This window comes from Bacillus sp. GW823-FHT06B01 (assembly GCF_058952315.1).
This window is the reverse complement of the sequence record NZ_JBXAHR010000004.1, coordinates 408,582-426,213: the sequence shown is the minus strand read 5'-3', so window position 1 is coordinate 426,213 and position 17,632 is coordinate 408,582. Positions and strand designations below refer to the sequence as shown.

The following is a 17,632-nucleotide window of genomic DNA, read 5'->3' as shown; positions in this document are numbered from 1 at the left end:
TTGCAATTTCCAAATATTAGCCAGACACGAAGTAACAATATCTTTATGACTCTCCTCCCTCTAACTGTGCATACTAAACAAAAAGTAAATCTACAAACTACCCCATTGACAAAAACACCAACCTGTAACTATAATGATTACATCAGGTTGTAACAAAGCTTATTACAACAAATTCATTTACTTTCAGATATACACTTTAACAAAACACTTTGGAGGGATTTATTATGAAAATCGGAATCATCGGAGCAACTGGTAAAGCAGGAAGTCGTATTTTAAAAGAAGCATTAGATCGCGGACATGAAGTAACTGCAATCGTAAGAAACGCTGCAAAAATTACAGAAGAAAATATAAAAGTTTTAGAGAAAGATGTATTCGCTCTTACATCTAATGACCTACAAGCATTTGACGTAGTTGTAAATGCATTCGGCGCTCCAGCAGGAGAAGAACATCTTCACGTAGATGCAGGAAACGTACTAATTGAAGCTATGAAAGGTGCACCTAACACAAAATTACTTGTAGTTGGCGGCGCTGGAAGCTTATTTGTAGACGAAGAGAAAACAACGCGTGTATTTGATACGCCAGGTTTCCCAAATGAATACCTTGCAACAGCTCAAAACCAAGGTAAAAACTTAGAAATTCTGCAACAAACAAACGATATTACTTGGACATTCATCAGCCCTTCTGCACTATTCGCATTAGGAAAACGTACTGGTTCTTATACAGCTGGACAAGACAATCTCCTTGTTAACGCAAAAGGTGATAGCTACGTAAGTTACGAAGACTTCGCAGTTGCAGCACTTGATGAAATCGAAAATCCAAAACACGTAAACGAACGCTTCACAGTTGTTTCTGAAGCTGAATAATACAAAAATGCGCGTAGACCCAACATCTACGCGCATTTTTTATTACAATGTTTTCTTTACTAGCTTTAATCCACTTTGAGTGATTTTAAATTCAACTTCTGTTGAAGCCACTTGTTCTGCTAACTCATTCTTTTTATACCATTTCAGACGACTTGGTTCTGCATGATACACTTTTACTACATCACCATACTCAAATGAAGTAACATTTACCTGTTCCGCAAAATTCTTTGAAGTTTCTTGCCCTTCCGCTGATATATGCTTTTTCTTATTCCCATTTTGATCATAAATCGCAAAGCCTATATACTCTTCGTTCACAAAACGATAATGAATCACATCATTCGTAAATGTTGCATGTAACTTCTTTTCATCATGATTTAACGTAATAATAGAACGTGTAACATCGGACACACCTTGATAGACTAGACTATCCCCATATGTCACTTCTACAGGAACTTCCGTCACTTTCTTATTTCCAAATCGATCTTTCGTTTCTACTTTCACTGTTTGCTGACCAATTTTTGTCGTATCTGGTTTCCCTACAAAACCTACTACTTCTCCACCCTGTACTTCAACAAATTTCTTCGCATCTAGCGTTTCACTATTTGTTCCGATTACTACTTGCTGCGGATTTGCTTTTACTGTTTGCTCACCGTCTAATCTTTCAAATCCATTTTCAGTGATTTTGAAGACTAATTCCTTTATCTCTTTACTTTTTCCTTCGCCCACATATACATCTTTTTGATACCAATGTAAACGAGAAGATTCCGCATGATATACTTTCACTACATCTCCATACTCAAATGCAAGTCCATTTACTTCCTTAGCAAATTCTTGCGTATTCTCTAAACCTTTTACCACTATATTTTTCTTCACTGTTCCTTCTTTATCGTACAGTGTGAATTCAAAATACTTTTCATCTTTAAAGTAATCATGAATTAAGTTCTTTGTATGTGTCGCACTCAGTTTTTTCGTATCATGATGCAAAGTTACAATTGATTTCATATCGTCGGCACCATAACTTAATCCATATACAAGTAGGCTATCTCCATATGTTACTGTTAAAGGAACTTCTGTCACTTGCTTATTTCCAAACATATCTTTCGTTTCTACTTTTACTTTTTGTTCACCTAGTTTTGTTGTATCTGGTTTCCCTATAAAACCTACTACTTCTCCACCTTTTACTTCAACAAAGTTTTTCGCGTCTAACTTTTCAACGTCTGTTCCTACTACTACTTGTTGCGGTTTCGCTGTTATTTCTTGTTGAGTCGCCATTCTTTCGAAACCTTGCTCCGTAACTTTAAAGAATACTTCATGAACGCCATACTCTGTATCCACGAATTCATTCTTTTTATACACTTTAAATCTATCAAACTCTTTTTGATATACTTTTACTACATCACCATACTCAAAAGTCATTCCATTGAATTGTTCTGCAAATGCTTTCGTATTTTCAGATGCTTTTACAGATACTACTTTCTTCTCTTTTCCAGCTTTATCGTATACAGTCATCTCCATATACTTCTCATCTGCAAATGAAGTATGCATTGAACCTTCTGAATTTGTTGTACTAAATTTCTTTTCTTCATGGTTTAATGTCACAATCGATTTAATATTCGTTCCACCATGCCATGTACCAAAGAACATAATGCTATCACCGTAAATTACTTCTAATGTAACCTCTGTCACTTGCTTATTTCCGAAACGGTCTTTCGTTTCTACTTTTACTTTTTGTTCACCGATTTTTGTTGTATTTGGCTTTTCTACAAATCCAACTACTTCCCCATCTTTTACTTCAACAAAGTTTTTCACGTCTAACTTTTCAACATCTGTTCCAACTACTACTTTTTGCGGTTTCGCTGTTACTTCTTGCAACATATCCATTCTCTCAAAACCTTTTTCTGTCACTTTGAAGAATAGTTCTTTTGCCCCTTTTTTCTCACCTTGACCAGTAAAGGTATTATTTTGATACCATTTCAAACGATCCGGTTCTGCGTGGAATACTTTTACTACATCTCCATACTCGAATTGCATACCATTCACTTGCTTCGCAAAGTTCTCTGATGTTTCTTGTCCCTCTGCTGTTACATGTTTTTTCTCTTTTCCATCTCGATCGTATAACGTGATACCCATGTATAACTCTTTATTAAAATACTCATGAATCTCGCTATCCATATCAGTCACATGGAATTTCTTCTCTTCGTGCTTTAAAGTTACAATTGAAGCAATATCATCGCCATATCCTGCGTATACAATACTATCTCCATAAACCACTTCTACAGGTACCTCTGTCACTTGCTTATTCCCAAAACGATCTTTCGTTTCTACTTTTACTTTTTGTTCACCGATTTTTGTTGTATTTGGTTTTTCTACAAAACCTACTACTTCACCGTCTTTTACTTGTACGAATTCTTTCGGATCTAGTTTGTCTACATCCATTCCAACTACTACTTTTTGCGGTTTCGCCGTCACTTCTTGTAAACTATCTTTTAATTCGAACCCTTGCGGAGTAATTTTAAAGAATTTTTCTTTTTTATTTTTAGCTTTCCCTTGATCTACAAGTTCGTTATTTCGGTACCATTTTAAACGACTTGGTTCTGCATGGAATACTTTTACTACATCACCATATTCAAAATTCAATCCATTTAGTTCCATCGCAAATCGTTTTCCACTTTCTTGCCCTTCTGCTGATACACTTTTCTTTTCAATCCCATTTTGATCATATACTGTTAAACCTATATATTTTTCTTTATCAAAAAGGTAATGTATTTCATTACTAATAAAAGCGACATGTAATTTTTTTTCATTGTGACGAAGCTCCACTGTCGACATTACATCATTTGAAATCCCTTGAAAAATCATACTGTCACCATAAACAGCATTGACTGGAACAGTAATTAAATTTTCATTCCCTTTTTCATCCTCAATTTCTACTAACACTTCCTGTTTTCCACTCTCTAATTTAGACCATATAATCTTACCTGTTACTTTTACATTCTCACCTAAATTTTGAACAAGTTTACCCGCTTGCTCTTCATCAAAATTGGTACCAACTACAAGGTTTTGTACCTCATTAGCAGGTTCACCATACGGAACTTTATACGGTTCAACTTGCTTCTCGCGAATATCATTACTATCTGTAGCTTTCCATATTTCTTTTTCTAATTTAGGTAAATTTAATTTTTCTATTTTTTCTCTAGTCTCATCACTTGGAGTTAATCCCCATTCTTTAAAGAAAGGAACTAAATTTTGTCCTGCCACTTTTGATGTCATATAAACAAACATTTGCTTTTTCTCTTCATCAGAAGTAGGCAATTCCTCCTTAGGTAACATACGATAAGCTTGATGCAGTCTCGGATAAAAATGTTCTCCGTAAACAACATTTAATTGCCAAAACATTGTAAGAGGATCAAATTCATCAATTATTCTTTCTTCTATAGGTTTCTCTAAGTACTCAAATGACTTTTTATAGTGCCCATCCATTTCTAATTCATTTCCTAATGCTTTTTGCACCATTAAAGAATAAATATTGACTGTTACTTCTCCAATAGCATCCCAATCCCAAGGACTTTGCTGATGTAGATGTCCAACTTCATGCCATGGTCCCCAGCCATCCTTTTCAAGCACTTCTATATCTAAAACTCTATTCATTGCGCTTGGAATATATCCTGTATGATAATTTGTTGCAAACATAAAATCATCTTCAGCAGGCTTCCGTTTTTCAACAAACTGAACATAATGAATTGGAGATTTCGCGAGTCCAATTCCATCCTCTGATAAACCAGCTACTGCATTTTCTATTCGAATAATCTTATCATGCAATTTCATTAACTCTATCGGGCTTGTGTTTTTCATAAACTTTTGTATAGAGCTCGGACTAGCAGTAACTAAACTTCGCTCACCTTTTAATTCAACCGCATAAGGATCTTTATATTTCTTTAACATTTCATCCCAATCTTTTTTCGTATGCTTACCTAAAATAAATAAAGGAAAATGGCTACCACCCTTCGTAACTGAAGCAGTTACCTCACCTTCGTTATTCATATTGTAAAAATATAAAATACCACCTCTTGGCGATGAAATAACGTTTTTTCCAGGTTTTAAATCGAATTTTTCAGGTGCCTCTTCATCATAAGATCTCGTTCCTATGAAAGCTTGAATAGACTGTGTTCCTTTTATTTCAACTGTAATTTTTTCATTTGCCGCTGCATAAATTCCAGTCGGTTCATTAACAGAAAGATCAAAAGTTACTTTTAATCGTTCTGTTTCCTTGTCTATATCCCCTTTTCCAGGTACCTGGAACGTCCTTTGCTCAAATTTGTTCTCTTCCAAATTCCCACCTTTAACCTCTTCTAAAGGCGCTGCATATCCTTTCGATGCTTCGAAAGCTACTGGCGATAATAATGTAGATATACATATTCCAGCTACTAATACCCTACTCGTCTTTTTCTTCGACATAATCTGTATCCCCTGTTCCTTTATTTAGAGAAACTATCCTATATATTCATTTAATAAATAATCCTATTATCTTTATAAAAACATTTAACGAATAGACTAACACCTCGCACACCTACATCATTTACTACCGCATTCCTTTCAATGTATTCGCTTTATTACATTGTAAAAATTTTTATGTACTGTATCCTCATCACTTCCATCTACTTGTGATGAGTTCTCTGTCTACATAAAAAGAGAATAGTAAAAGATTTTTAGTCTTGTCATCTATACATGTATAAATACAAATAACAATAGGAACTTACATTTTCTTCATATATGACCATCTATAGGTAGTTTTTCCAACTGAATTTTACACGCTTTCTACACTGTTTGATAGCCGTTTCAATCGGAATAATGTTACAATTCCGTGAATATAATCTATTAATTGTAACGTTTGAATTTTAATATATTTATATTATTTCTAAATAGAGTTCAAACTGTATAAACAGTAATTTCATCCCACATTTAATTTTTCTAATATAATTTTATCATTCATATAAAAAAGCACTGGCAAACGCCAATGCTTTTTCTTTATCTCTTTTGATTCGGTTTATGCGGTTCATTTGGAGTATGTGGTTTATTATTATCATGACCATTTGTTGTTTTCCAACTTACCGCTAACTCCGGACTTGTTTTTTCCTCACTACGCTCAAGTAATACAACCGCATTTTGAATTGTTGGTGTGCCTTTATGCGCAATTCCTTGTAATTTCGTTAAATTCCCTAATACTTTAAAGCTAAACCCACCAGCTGGTGTTTGTTTCGGAATTAAGATGCGGAACTTTTCTCCTACATTGAATTCCGTTTTTGCTTCGCCCTTTTCATTTACAAATTTCGCGCCTTCTGGTGCACCTGTTGCTTGCACTTTATACGTTCCGCTTTTCGCATTTGTTTCTACTGTATATAAACCTGTTTCAAAGAAATCATTTTTCAACACTGCTTGTTGCTCTTCTGACGGCACGACACTCATCGTAATTTCTTGTAATTCTTCACTAGCGCTTGCCTTTGCAACGATATCTTTCGTTACTTTTTCTACATTTTTATTACGGAACTCTAAATCGTTAATATCAATTTGCTTTAACGCATTCCATACTGCAAGCTGCGTTGCGTAATGGGCATCTCTCCAATCAGAAACACCTAATTCTTGTGGGCTCTTTTGCGGATACCCATTTAACAGTACACGGTATACATTAATATCCACTTTTCCCATTTCCGGTAAATCTTGACCGCTTGGAGATTTCAAATCTACATTTAAGCAAAAGGCAATTTTTCCATCTGCTGTTTTAATAAGCTCTGTTCGAATTGGTTTCTTCTTTGACCTACTATAACTCCAATCCATTTCATACTTTGTATGATCCATAACTTCCGCGAATGCTTTTTGAAGTGGAAATAATAAGTTCGCAAATACAAATAAAACACTCAAAAAAGCGGCCATTAGCTTGAACGATCTTTTTATATTCATGTTTACAACCCCTTATGAAATAACAAATTTTCTTCTGTTTATTATTTAGTTAGAAACTTTTTTTATGCATAAGCAAAACAAAAAAGAGTGCAAACTGTTTGCACCCCTTCTCTCCACTATAAGTTTAGAAATCAAAGTTATCAGGATCTGGACCAACGCGATGATTTTCATTTAACGCATCAATTTTCTCCATATCTTCTTTCGTTAATTCAAAATTAAATATATGAGCATTTGCAATAATGCGGTGTTCTTTCGTTGATTTCGGAATTGTTACAACTTCATTTTGAAGATCCCAACGTAAAATGATTTGAGCTGTCGTTTTATCATACTTATCAGCAACTTCTTGCAATGTTTCGTTATCTAACAATTGACCTTGCATAAGTGGTGACCATGCTTCCATTTGAATACCCTGCTCTTTACAGAAAGCTTGTAATTCTTTTTGTGTTAAGCGAGGGTGATATTCCACTTGGTTAATCATTGGCTTGATTTCCGCATCTTTCATTACATCTTGTAAGTGATGAACTTGGAAGTTACTTACACCAATTGCACGTACGCGCTCTTCTTTATAAAGTGTTTCTAACGCTCTCCATGTATCTTTATATTTTCCTTCTACAGGCCAGTGAACAAGGTATAAATCTAAATAGTCTAGTTCTAATTTTTTTAAGCTCTCTTCATATGCAGCAAGTGTCGTTTCATACCCTTGATCTGCATTCCACACTTTTGAAGTAATAAATAAATCTTCTCGAGTAATCCCTGCTTCTTTTATACCAGCACGAATTCCTTCTCCTACAGCTTTCTCATTTCCATAAATCGCAGCTGTATCGATACTGCGGTATCCTGCTTTAATCGCCGATTTCACAGCTTCTACAAGTTCTGGTCCATCTTCTACTTTAAATACACCTAAACCGAACCAAGGCATTTCTACACCGTTATGCAATGTTGTTGTACTTTGTAAATTTTTCATTATATTTTCTCTCCCTTATTTCACTTGATCTCTTTTTTCTAATGTCATACTCCACATTGTTAAAATAACAGCCCCCGCTACCATGATGCCGCCTACCCAGGCCGTATGAATTAACCCTAACGAGTTCGTTACAATACCGCCCAAGTAAGCACCAAGAGCAATTCCTGCGTTAAATGCTGCAATGTTAATCGCTGATGCCACATCAACAGCACTTGGAACAAATCTCTCAGCCAAGATAACGACATACACTTGTAGCCCTGGAACATTCATAAACGCAAATAGTCCCATAAAAATAATTGTGATGAGTCCAGCGACTTTAAATGGCGCTGTAAATGTTAAAACAAATAATACAATTGCTTGAATAAAGAACATGTAAAATAATGCTCGAATCGGATTATGATTTGATAATTTCCCGCCAACCATATTCCCAATTGCAATTGCAATTCCGTACACTAACAAAATAATTGTAACGGTACTTGATTTAAATCCTGTTACTTCTTGTAATAGCGGAGATAAATACGTAAATGTTACGAATGTTCCCCCGTACCCTAATGCAGTAATAGTAAATACAAGTAATAGTCTTCCATTCGTAATCAGTTTGAATTGATCACGAAATGATACGGATGTACCTTTTTTCAAGTTAGACGGAATTAGCATACTGTTAGCGATTAAGGCAACGATTCCAATTGCCACAATTACCATAAACGATGCTCTCCAGCCAAATTGTTGACCGATAAATGTTCCAATTGGTACGCCTGTAATGGTCGCAACAGTTAAACCAGTAAACATAAATGCAATTGCACTTGCACGTTTATTCTCTGGTACAAGCGCAGCCGCAATTGTGGATCCTATCGACATAAAAACACCATGCGCAAACGCAGATACAACCCTCGCGATAAGTAACACAGTAAAACTTGTTGCCACTGCCGCAATTCCATTACCAATAATGAAAATAATCATAATCCACATTAATAACGTCTTTCGCGACATACTAGCTGTTAACGACGTTAATACTGGGGCACCAAACGCTACTCCTAATGCATATAAAGAAACGGTTAAACCCGCTGTTGTAACAGAAACATGTAAATCCTCTGAAATAGATGGTAATAAACCGACACTAATAAATTCGGTTGTACCAATTCCAAACGCACTAATTGCTAGTGCTAATAAAGCAAACATACTTCTTCTATTCGTCTGTACCGCTGAAGAAGATACTGTATATGAATTCACTTGAACTCCTCCTTAATGCGAGAAATCCAATCATAATAGTGTGATAAAAAGGCCTTTTTATCTTCTACAAACATAACTTTACTGCTGATATATGCTATTATGAATGGCTTCACTCTTTTTTTGAAGAACGCACTTTGAAGTACGATAGGTACCAAAAAGTAACATAGGCACTTTTTAGTACCGTACTACTCATTTCCCTCTTACGTATGCTATTATGGAACATATTCAACATGATAAAAAGTACGTACTTTAAAGTGCTATAGGTACTTTTTAGTAACATTTAAATTATTTAGCTTCTTTTGTTGGAGAACTGAAATCTATATTCATCAAAGGAGATTTTTTATATGAAGAAATATAATATTCCCGTTGAAGCGACTTTAGAGGTTATCGGCGGAAAATGGAAAGTCGTTATTCTTTGCCACTTAACGAAAGGTACAAAGAGAACGAGTGAATTAAAACGTCTCATGCCTGGTATTACACAAAAGATGTTAACACAGCAATTACGCGAATTAGAAGAAGACGGAGTTATTCAAAGAAAGGTATACAATCAAGTACCACCGAAAGTAGAATATTCTCTTACAGACTACGGTTGGTCTTTAGAATCCATTCTTGATTCTCTTTGTACTTGGGGCGAATGCCACCTTGAAAAAAGCGGTAACACATCGATGCTAATTACAGAAGGTGAACAATAAGAAAAGGAAAAAATGAACATAAATTTGTCCATTTTTTCCTTTTCTTATTTATATATACGTACATTTCCTATCTTATCAAAATAATTTATGCGCTTTCACGCCTTGTCAGTACTACGTTATACGCTTAATATCAAATAATTAGGAATCATTTTTATGTTAACATAGGTGTATATAGTATATAATATAGGATATATATTATATACACTTTCCGATAAAGGAACTTTCCATTATGCGGACAAGCCATGTATCGGACAGTTCATAAATAATAGGTAGGACATTATGGTTTTGGATTTATGATTTCAGCTTACTTGCTGGCATAAATTTAAAGGCATTTTATTGTGCTTTGTGAAACTTTGTATAAAGTTTCGCAAACGTTTACTATCTTACCTATCAAAAATAAGAGTATTGCTATCGTAAAGGAGAATTGGAGATGCCAGAAACTATGACTCAAACAAAGCCAGAACAAGAAACTGTACAAATTTCTGCTAGCCAAGGACAACTTGATGTACTTGATCAGTTGTTAAAACCTGAGGTACAAGAATCATTAACTACACTAGTAGAACAGCTTCCAAAATTAACTGAGCTTGTTAACATTTTAACTAAGTCTTATGATTTCGCTCAAACTGTTGCTACTGATGAAGTATTAAAAAGCGACACTGTTAGTGCAATCACAGAGCTTGTAGAACCTGTAAAAGATACAGTGAAAGGCATGGCTGCTACTGCAATCGAAGCGAAAGATCGTGCTGACGAAAGCAATGAAGTTATCGGCCTGTTCGGTCTATTAAAATTATTAAAAGACCCACAAGCGCAAAAAATGTTCCGCTTTGTGAACGCATATCTTCAAATTAGTGCAGAACGTAACAATAAATAAGTTAACTTATAACAACAATTAGTAAAGACGGGGGATATCATACTATGTCAAAACAAATTGTCATCTTAGGCGCTGGTTATGGCGGTCTTCTTGCCGCTTTAAACGTACGTAAATATTACAGCAAATCAGAAGCGCAAGTTACAGTGATTAACCAATACCCAACACACCAAATCATCACTGAACTACACCGCCTTGCAGCTGGTAACGTTGCTGAGCAAGCAATTGCAATGCCACTTACAAAGCTTTTCAAAGGTAAAGACATCGATCTTAAAATCGCAACAGTTGAGTCATTCTCAGTTGATAGCAAAGAAATTAAACTAGCTGGTGGCACTACTTTATCTTACGACGCACTTGTAGTTGCTTTAGGAAGTAAAACTGCTTACTTCGGTATTCCAGGACTAGAAGAAAACAGCATGGTATTAAAATCTGCTGCTGATGCAAACAAAATCTACAAACACGTTGAAGACCGTATTCGTGAATACGCGAAAACGAAAAACGAAGCTGATGCTACAATCGTAATCGGTGGTGGCGGATTAACTGGCGTTGAGCTAGTTGGTGAGCTTGCTGACATTATGCCTAAACTTGCAAAAAGCCACGGCGTAAATCCAAAAGAAGTTAAACTTCTTCTTGTTGAAGCAGGTCCAAAAATCCTTCCAGTATTACCAGACCACTTAATCGAACGTGCAACTACTAGCCTAGAAGCACGCGGTGTTACATTCTTAACAGGTCTTCCTGTAACAAACGTTGCTGGCAATGAAATCGACTTAAAAGACGGTCAAAAACTTGTTGCTAACACATTCGTTTGGACAGGCGGCGTACAAGGTAACCCATTAATCGGTGAATCAGGTCTTGAAGTAAACCGTGGCCGTGCAACAGTTGATGCATACCTACAATCTACTTCTCACAAAGACGTATTCGTTGCTGGAGACAGCGCTGTTGTCTTCGCTCCAGACGGACGTCCATACCCACCAACTGCACAAATCGCTTGGCAAATGGGTGAGTTAATTGGATACAACTTATACGCAGCACTAGAAGGCAAAGCATTCGAAGAGTTCGCACCTGTAAACTCTGGAACACTTGCTAGTCTAGGACGCAAAGATGCTGTTGCTACAATTGGAGCAAGCAATACTCCACTTAAAGGCTTACCAGCATCATTAATGAAAGAAGCAAGTAACGTTCGTTACTTATCACACATTAAAGGTCTATTCAGCTTAGCTTACTAATCTGAATATAAGCCCGAATCATGCCCTGCATGGTTCGGGCTATTTTTGTCCCGCATTAACGGGCAGTAAAACTTCCACCTTAAATTCAGTGAATGCAGGGATGAAGTTGGAAGATTAACTGCCCGTAAAAGCCCGATTGGTTCAACTAATAATCAGTGGGGATGAACAAAATTCCCACTGATTAAAGTTTCACTTTATCCGTAATTTTCTCTAACTTATTTATTCGGCAGAAGAATATTATAACCCTTTTAATTATCTAAATTTACTGATTATTTTATGTCTAAATTGTGTATATGAAAAGATGGAAGTATTCTTCCTACTCCCATCCTTTCACACAAATTATTCTCCTAACTTCACTAAGCTGTAGTTCTTCTTCCCTTTACGAATAATAATAAATCGTCCATCAAATGAATTTTCTACAGTAACATCTGTACCCACATCCGTTACTTTTTCGCCATTCATCGAAATAGCTCCATTATTAATATCCTCACGTGCTTGTCGTCTAGATGGCTCAATTCCTAAATCGACTAGCCATTCTACGATATTTTTCGTCTCCTTTGAAGACTGGAATGTTGGCATCTCTTTAAAGCCCTGTTCAATTTCATCGGCTGTTAACGATTTAATATCCCCGCTAAATAACGCTGCTGTAATTTTCACAGCTTGCAGGAAGGCCTCTTCTCCATGAACGAATTTCGTCATTTCTTCCGCTAATACTTTTTGCGCTTCACGTCTATGAGGCTCTGTTTCTACCTTCGTTGCCAATTCATCAATGCGCTCTTTCGTTAAGAACGTAAAGTATTTCAAGTATTTAACTACATCACGGTCATCTGTATTCACCCAAAACTGGTAAAATTCAAATGGTGTTGTTTTTTCAGGATCAAGCCAAACTGCACCACCTGCTGATTTACCGAACTTCGTACCATCTGATTTCAGTAATAACGGAATCGTTAATCCAAATACTTTCGCTTCGTGCCCTTCTAACTTACGAATTAAATCTAAACCACTCGTAATATTTCCCCATTGGTCACTACCACCAATTTGCAGTTGAACTTCTTCTTTCGTGTATAAATGATGGAAGTCCATCGCTTGCAAAATTTGGTACGTAAATTCTGTGAAAGAAATTCCTGTATCTAAACGACTTGCTACAATATCCTTCGCTAACATGCTATTAATGCTAAAGTTCTTTCCGTAATCACGTAAAAACTCAATAATGTTTATTTCATGTGTCCAGTCGTAGTTATTTACCATCTTCACTTCGCTATTTCCGCCAAAATCAAATAGCTTTTTCATTTGCTCTGTTAACGCATCCACGTTATGCTGAACTACTTCTAACGTTTGAAGTTGACGTTCTGATTGACGTCCGCTCGGATCACCAATCGTTCCTGTTGCCCCACCAATTAAAATAACTGGATGATGGCCAGCTAACTGGAATCTCTTCATCATCATAAACGGAATTAAATGTCCAATATGCATACTATCACCAGTCGGATCAACTCCGCAGTATAGTGAAATCTTTTTCTCTTCTACTAGCTTACGTAAACCTTCTTCATCAGTCTGTTGATTCACAGCGCCGCGCCATTCTAATTCATCAATAATATTCATCTTTTGTCATCCCCTTTATTTTTTAAAACAAAAAGTCCCTATGTCTATGACATAGGGACGATTATTCACCGTGTTACCACCCAGTTTGTATAAATAGCATAGCTACTCATACCACTCTTAGCAATAATATCGATTGCCAATCCGCTTAGCATTACCTAAGATACTCCAGAGTGTAATTCGCAAGTTTGTTTGTGCTAGGTTCCAGCAACCCCTAGCTCTCTCGTTAACAGTGACAAACTGCTACTGGGCTCTTTCAACGTATGTTATTTGTTAAATTATTAGCCATTATATTGAATTGAAAACAAATTGTCAACAATACCCAAATGTTATTTTAAAATAATTCATACTTTTATACGCTTTTAATTCAAAGATTATTATAGATCTTCTCCAATAATCCTTACTTCTCGCTCTAACTTCACGCCAAATTTCTCTTCAACAGTCTTTTGTACAAAGTGAATTAAATCGATGTAATCTTGTGCTGTTCCGTTATCAACATTCACCATAAATCCAGCGTGTTTTAAAGAAACTTCCACTCCGCCAATTCGCTTACCTTGTAGTCCTGATTCTTGAATCAATTTACCAGCAAAGTTATTTGGTGGACGCTTAAATACACTACCACATGAAGGATATTCTAGAGGTTGTTTTGATTCACGTTTAAACGTTAAATCATCCATTTTTTCTTTAATTTCTTCACGCACACCTTCTTGAAGCTCAAATCTCGCTTCAAGAATAATGTAATGGTTGTTTGCAAATACACTCTTACGATATCCAAATTCAAATGCTTCTTTCGTTAAAGTACGTAACTCTCCATCACCTGTCATTACGACAGCTTCTGTTAATACAAACGATACTTCACCGCCGTATGCGCCAGCATTCATATATAAAGCTCCGCCAACTGAACCTGGAATGCCACAAGCAAACTCAAGACCCGTTAAATTATGATCTAATGCAATACGTGATACATCAATAATTGCTGCACCACACTGTGCCACAATCGTCGTTCCTGTTACAGTCACATCTGTAATGTGAATTAAACTTACTGTAATCCCACGAATTCCACCATCTTTAATAATGACATTCGATCCATTTCCTAAAAACGTAACTGGAATATTATATTCGTTAGCATATTTGATAACTTCTTGAATTTCATCATAATTTGTCGGCGCAACGAACACATCTGCTTTTCCACCAACTTTAATATGCGTATGATTCTTTAACATTTCATCTTGTTTCACATGACCTTCAGGCAATACCGTACTTAAATATTTATAAACCTCTTGCATATTCATTTTACGATTCCTCTATTTCTATATTCTTTTTATCCCGTTATACGGGCCCATAATATCCCCACATACATGAACGAACCTAAAGTGGTGGATACAGTGTACCCAAAATCAATTCGAGACACCTATAAACCTCTTAATTTATAAGAGGTGCCACTCATATTAAAATATATATTGCATAATAAAGCAACCAAAATGGGCTACTAAACTTGACATGTCATCAGAAAGACAACAATTTGTAAAATATATTACTTTTTCAAAACACTATCCTTCAGTATCTTACTATACCATACGAAAATAAAGTGGTATTTTTTTGTAATCTTTACTTTCTTTTCATTGATAAAAAAGATGTTTCTTATCTACGTAAGAAACATCTTTTTTATTGCTTATTTTAAGTTAATTTGGACTGGGGATAATTCTTTATTCGCAATAAACATTGATAGTTGTATTTTTAATGCATAATTATCTAAACTAAAATTATCCACACCATACTCCCCACCTAATTCAAACGTTCCTTGAAATTGTAATTTTTTAGGATCTAATACTTTCACTGTACTCCCTTTAATCATATAACCTTTTGGTACATCTTCTTTATTGGCATAAGAAGAATGTATAAGATGCATGTTCTCACCGAAATTCCTTAATTCTTCTAAACTTATTTTCTTCGTATTTACATTATGAAGTGTGTATTTCATAATTAATTTCTTATTTTTTTGTTCTAACTGATCAACCGTTAATATTACATTACTACGAGTACTCTTTATATCAAAAGGTGTCTCTCTATTTAGCATTTGAATAGATGACTTTTCTGCCACCCGAACAACAGGGTATATTGTAAAGAATTCTGCATCACCAGGAATTCCCCCGAAAATTGATCGTTCATCAGATTCAACTTGATTTCCAACTTTCTCTCTACCAAATTCAATACCTGAAGCTTGAAAATCTAATTCCTTTCCTTTGTCATCTACCACCTTTTCAATTCTCGCTAAATCATTTTCTCCTGCAAGTGGATAAAGTACTTTATAATCAATCGCAACTGATTCTTTCCCAACTGTTATTTTTTCAAAGTTAAATGTATGTTCTTTATCCTCACTACTTATGGATTTCCCGGGATGAATCACTTTATTTTGTAATTGTTCCACCGGGATATCGAACTTCCATAGGCCTCTTGTTTCACCGATGGAAGTAATAGTAATTGGCAAAGTTGTTTTCGGCGGGAGCTCCTTATCAGGATAGTTAATTTGAATCGTACCAAGCCAACCTTCATCAGTTACTCTTCCACCTCTAGATGCTGCTATTTGCCATTCCCTACTACCATCAGCAAGTTTAAAGTCATAAGTAAAGTGTTTATGAAATACGCCCCTTTTGGCTCCGGCATCTGGATTATTCACCTTAAACATTACCCCAATTTTACCAGCATCGTAATAAACACTTTTCATTGCTACGCTAATTCCATTGCTTACTGCTTCCTCATTTAACTCAGTCACTAATGCACTTGCTGATAACCTTTGACCGATTGTATCGGTATAAAAATACGAGTACATTTTCCCTATTATCGGTACATCCGCTAATACACTGTTCATTTGCGGTACAACAAATCCTGATCCGAGTATACCAATACATATGGAAGCCGCTGTTATCAAAGTAATTGTTCTTCTTTTTTGTATTTTTTTCGTTGTTTTTTCTTTTTGTGCCCTAGCAATTCCATTTTTTATAGCAATACTTACATCCTCTTTTGGGACATCAATCTTATTTACTTCGTCATTAAACCACTGTTTATCCAATTCTCTTCACTCCCTCCTAATAGTTCCTTTAACGCTTTTCTCGCTCGGTATAAGTATGTCTTTACCGTTCCCTCTGGTTTATTCATTTGCCACGCAATTTTACTAATAGAAAAATCATAATAATAATATAAAATGATGACCGTTTGATAGTTCTCATCCAACCTTTGAATTGCTCCCTGCAAATCAATATGCTGTTCAACTTGGTGTAACTTATTTACCACTTCACTATACGTACCTGTAGCTCTTTCATCCTCTATCTTCTTCACTTTTTTCTTCTCATCTAGTAACCGATAAGCATTATGTATAAGAATACGCGTTAACCACGTTAAAAAGTAGCTCGGTTCCTTTAATTGTCCAATTGATAAATACGCTTTATATACTGCTTCTTGTACGACATCTAGTGCATCTTCTTTATTTTGCACATACATATAAGCCGTACGATACAATCTATCTTGATAGAGACCAATAAGCTTTTCAAATGCCTTATCGTCACCTTTTCTTGCCTTTTTAACTAATTTTATTTCGTCCATCTTATCCCTCCTTTCACTTATTAGATACTCCGTGGTACCTTTTGGTTTCAAAAAAGTATATTTTATTCCATATAAAAAGAGCACATTCCATAGAATGTGCTCTTTAATTTACTTTTCGTTCTCTTCTTTTTCCTTATCAAACCATAATAGTTCATCGTCATCAACTTCACCATTATAATTGATTAGAATCTCTTCTCCCGCTTTTATATCTTTGTAAGCAAAGAAGTTAAACGTGTGATTCTCAAAGACAATATCATACGTTGCATTCGGATTATATGCATGATTAAATAACATGCCGTATCCTAAAAGGAATGCTGTATGATTTACCCCATACTCAAATGCGTAGTCAGCAAGTAACGTTTTCTCAATGTGTTCATGCTGTTCATTCGGATAAGAGATAACTGGTGCTGAGTGAATCAACTCACCCTTTTTAATATCACGAGTTGCAAATACCCCTCTATTAAATTCTCCATCACTAAGTTCAGAAGTCTTAACTTCGATCATATGCGTCACCTATATAATTCTTTCTTTGAAGTATTTTATTCCGCTATTTGCGGGGTTCAACTAATAATCAGTAGCGTATAGCCCCACTAATTAAAGTCTCAGTTTATCTCCTTAAGCTTGGCAGAAAACGC

Annotated in this window: 13 protein-coding genes and 1 other annotated feature; of the genes, 4 read left to right on the top strand and 9 right to left on the bottom strand. The window is 35.6% G+C overall.

The window, feature by feature from the left end; all coding sequences use genetic code 11:
• The first annotated feature begins 224 nt into the window (after positions 1–224).
• Positions 225–863, top strand: a complete 639-nt coding sequence (locus AC1Q8N_RS20635) for an NAD(P)-dependent oxidoreductase (RefSeq protein ID WP_048542416.1) — start codon at positions 225–227, stop codon at positions 861–863.
• Positions 864–905: 42 nt separating this feature from the next.
• Here AC1Q8N_RS20635 and AC1Q8N_RS20630 read toward each other — a convergent pair whose 3' ends face one another.
• From AC1Q8N_RS20630 to AC1Q8N_RS20615, 4 genes are all read right to left on the bottom strand, one after another.
• Positions 906–5,318 (bottom strand): putative mucin/carbohydrate-binding domain-containing protein, encoded by a 4,413-nt coding sequence (locus tag AC1Q8N_RS20630; RefSeq protein ID WP_493521360.1) that lies wholly within the window; start codon positions 5,316–5,318, stop codon positions 906–908.
• 570 nt (positions 5,319–5,888) lie between these two features.
• A complete protein-coding gene (locus tag AC1Q8N_RS20625) occupies positions 5,889–6,818 on the bottom strand; it encodes a thioester domain-containing protein (RefSeq protein ID WP_493521359.1) in 930 nt (309 codons plus the stop codon).
• 124 nt (positions 6,819–6,942) lie between these two features.
• A complete protein-coding gene (locus AC1Q8N_RS20620) occupies positions 6,943–7,782 on the bottom strand; it encodes an aldo/keto reductase (RefSeq protein WP_493521358.1) in 840 nt (279 codons plus the stop codon).
• Positions 7,783–7,797: 15 nt separating this feature from the next.
• Positions 7,798–8,961 (bottom strand): MFS transporter, encoded by a 1,164-nt coding sequence (locus AC1Q8N_RS20615; protein WP_180228544.1) that lies wholly within the window; start codon positions 8,959–8,961, stop codon positions 7,798–7,800.
• Between the two features lie 395 nt (positions 8,962–9,356).
• Here AC1Q8N_RS20615 and AC1Q8N_RS20610 point away from each other — a divergent pair, with 395 nt between their 5' ends.
• From AC1Q8N_RS20610 to AC1Q8N_RS20600, 3 genes are all read left to right on the top strand, one after another.
• Entirely contained in the window at positions 9,357–9,704 is a 348-nt protein-coding gene (locus AC1Q8N_RS20610; protein ID WP_000760478.1) for a winged helix-turn-helix transcriptional regulator, read from the top strand.
• 430 nt (positions 9,705–10,134) lie between these two features.
• Positions 10,135–10,575 carry a DUF1641 domain-containing protein gene (locus AC1Q8N_RS20605; RefSeq protein ID WP_001115312.1) on the top strand — a complete coding sequence of 147 codons (441 nt, stop codon included), beginning with the start codon at positions 10,135–10,137 and terminating at the stop codon, positions 10,573–10,575.
• Between the two features lie 44 nt (positions 10,576–10,619).
• The gene (locus AC1Q8N_RS20600; RefSeq protein ID WP_000043194.1) at positions 10,620–11,798 is read left to right on the top strand and encodes an NAD(P)/FAD-dependent oxidoreductase; all 1,179 of its coding nucleotides are present in this window, start codon (positions 10,620–10,622) and stop codon (positions 11,796–11,798) included.
• 339 nt (positions 11,799–12,137) lie between these two features.
• Here AC1Q8N_RS20600 and tyrS read toward each other — a convergent pair whose 3' ends face one another.
• The 5 genes from tyrS to AC1Q8N_RS20575 all read right to left on the bottom strand — a co-directional run bounded on the left by tyrS (position 12,138) and on the right by AC1Q8N_RS20575 (position 17,501).
• Positions 12,138–13,400, bottom strand: coding sequence for a tyrosine--tRNA ligase (tyrS, locus tag AC1Q8N_RS20595; protein WP_048542425.1), 1,263 nt, complete (start codon positions 13,398–13,400; stop codon positions 12,138–12,140).
• Positions 13,401–13,450: 50 nt separating this feature from the next.
• Positions 13,451–13,666 (bottom strand) — a binding site (T-box leader).
• Positions 13,667–13,774: 108 nt separating this feature from the next.
• Positions 13,775–14,689 (bottom strand): UDP-N-acetylmuramate dehydrogenase, encoded by a 915-nt coding sequence (gene murB, locus AC1Q8N_RS20590; protein WP_048542427.1) that lies wholly within the window; start codon positions 14,687–14,689, stop codon positions 13,775–13,777.
• 380 nt (positions 14,690–15,069) lie between these two features.
• A complete protein-coding gene (locus AC1Q8N_RS20585) occupies positions 15,070–16,467 on the bottom strand; it encodes a DUF4179 domain-containing protein (RefSeq protein WP_098078522.1) in 1,398 nt (465 codons plus the stop codon).
• Positions 16,437–16,997, bottom strand: a complete 561-nt coding sequence (locus AC1Q8N_RS20580) for a sigma-70 family RNA polymerase sigma factor (protein ID WP_098642716.1) — start codon at positions 16,995–16,997, stop codon at positions 16,437–16,439. Before AC1Q8N_RS20580 ends, AC1Q8N_RS20585 begins: the two co-directional genes overlap by 31 nt.
• Before the next feature lie 108 nt (positions 16,998–17,105).
• Positions 17,106–17,501, bottom strand: a complete 396-nt coding sequence (locus AC1Q8N_RS20575) for an SET domain-containing protein (RefSeq protein WP_000573650.1) — start codon at positions 17,499–17,501, stop codon at positions 17,106–17,108.
• Positions 17,502–17,632: the final 131 nt, after the last annotated feature.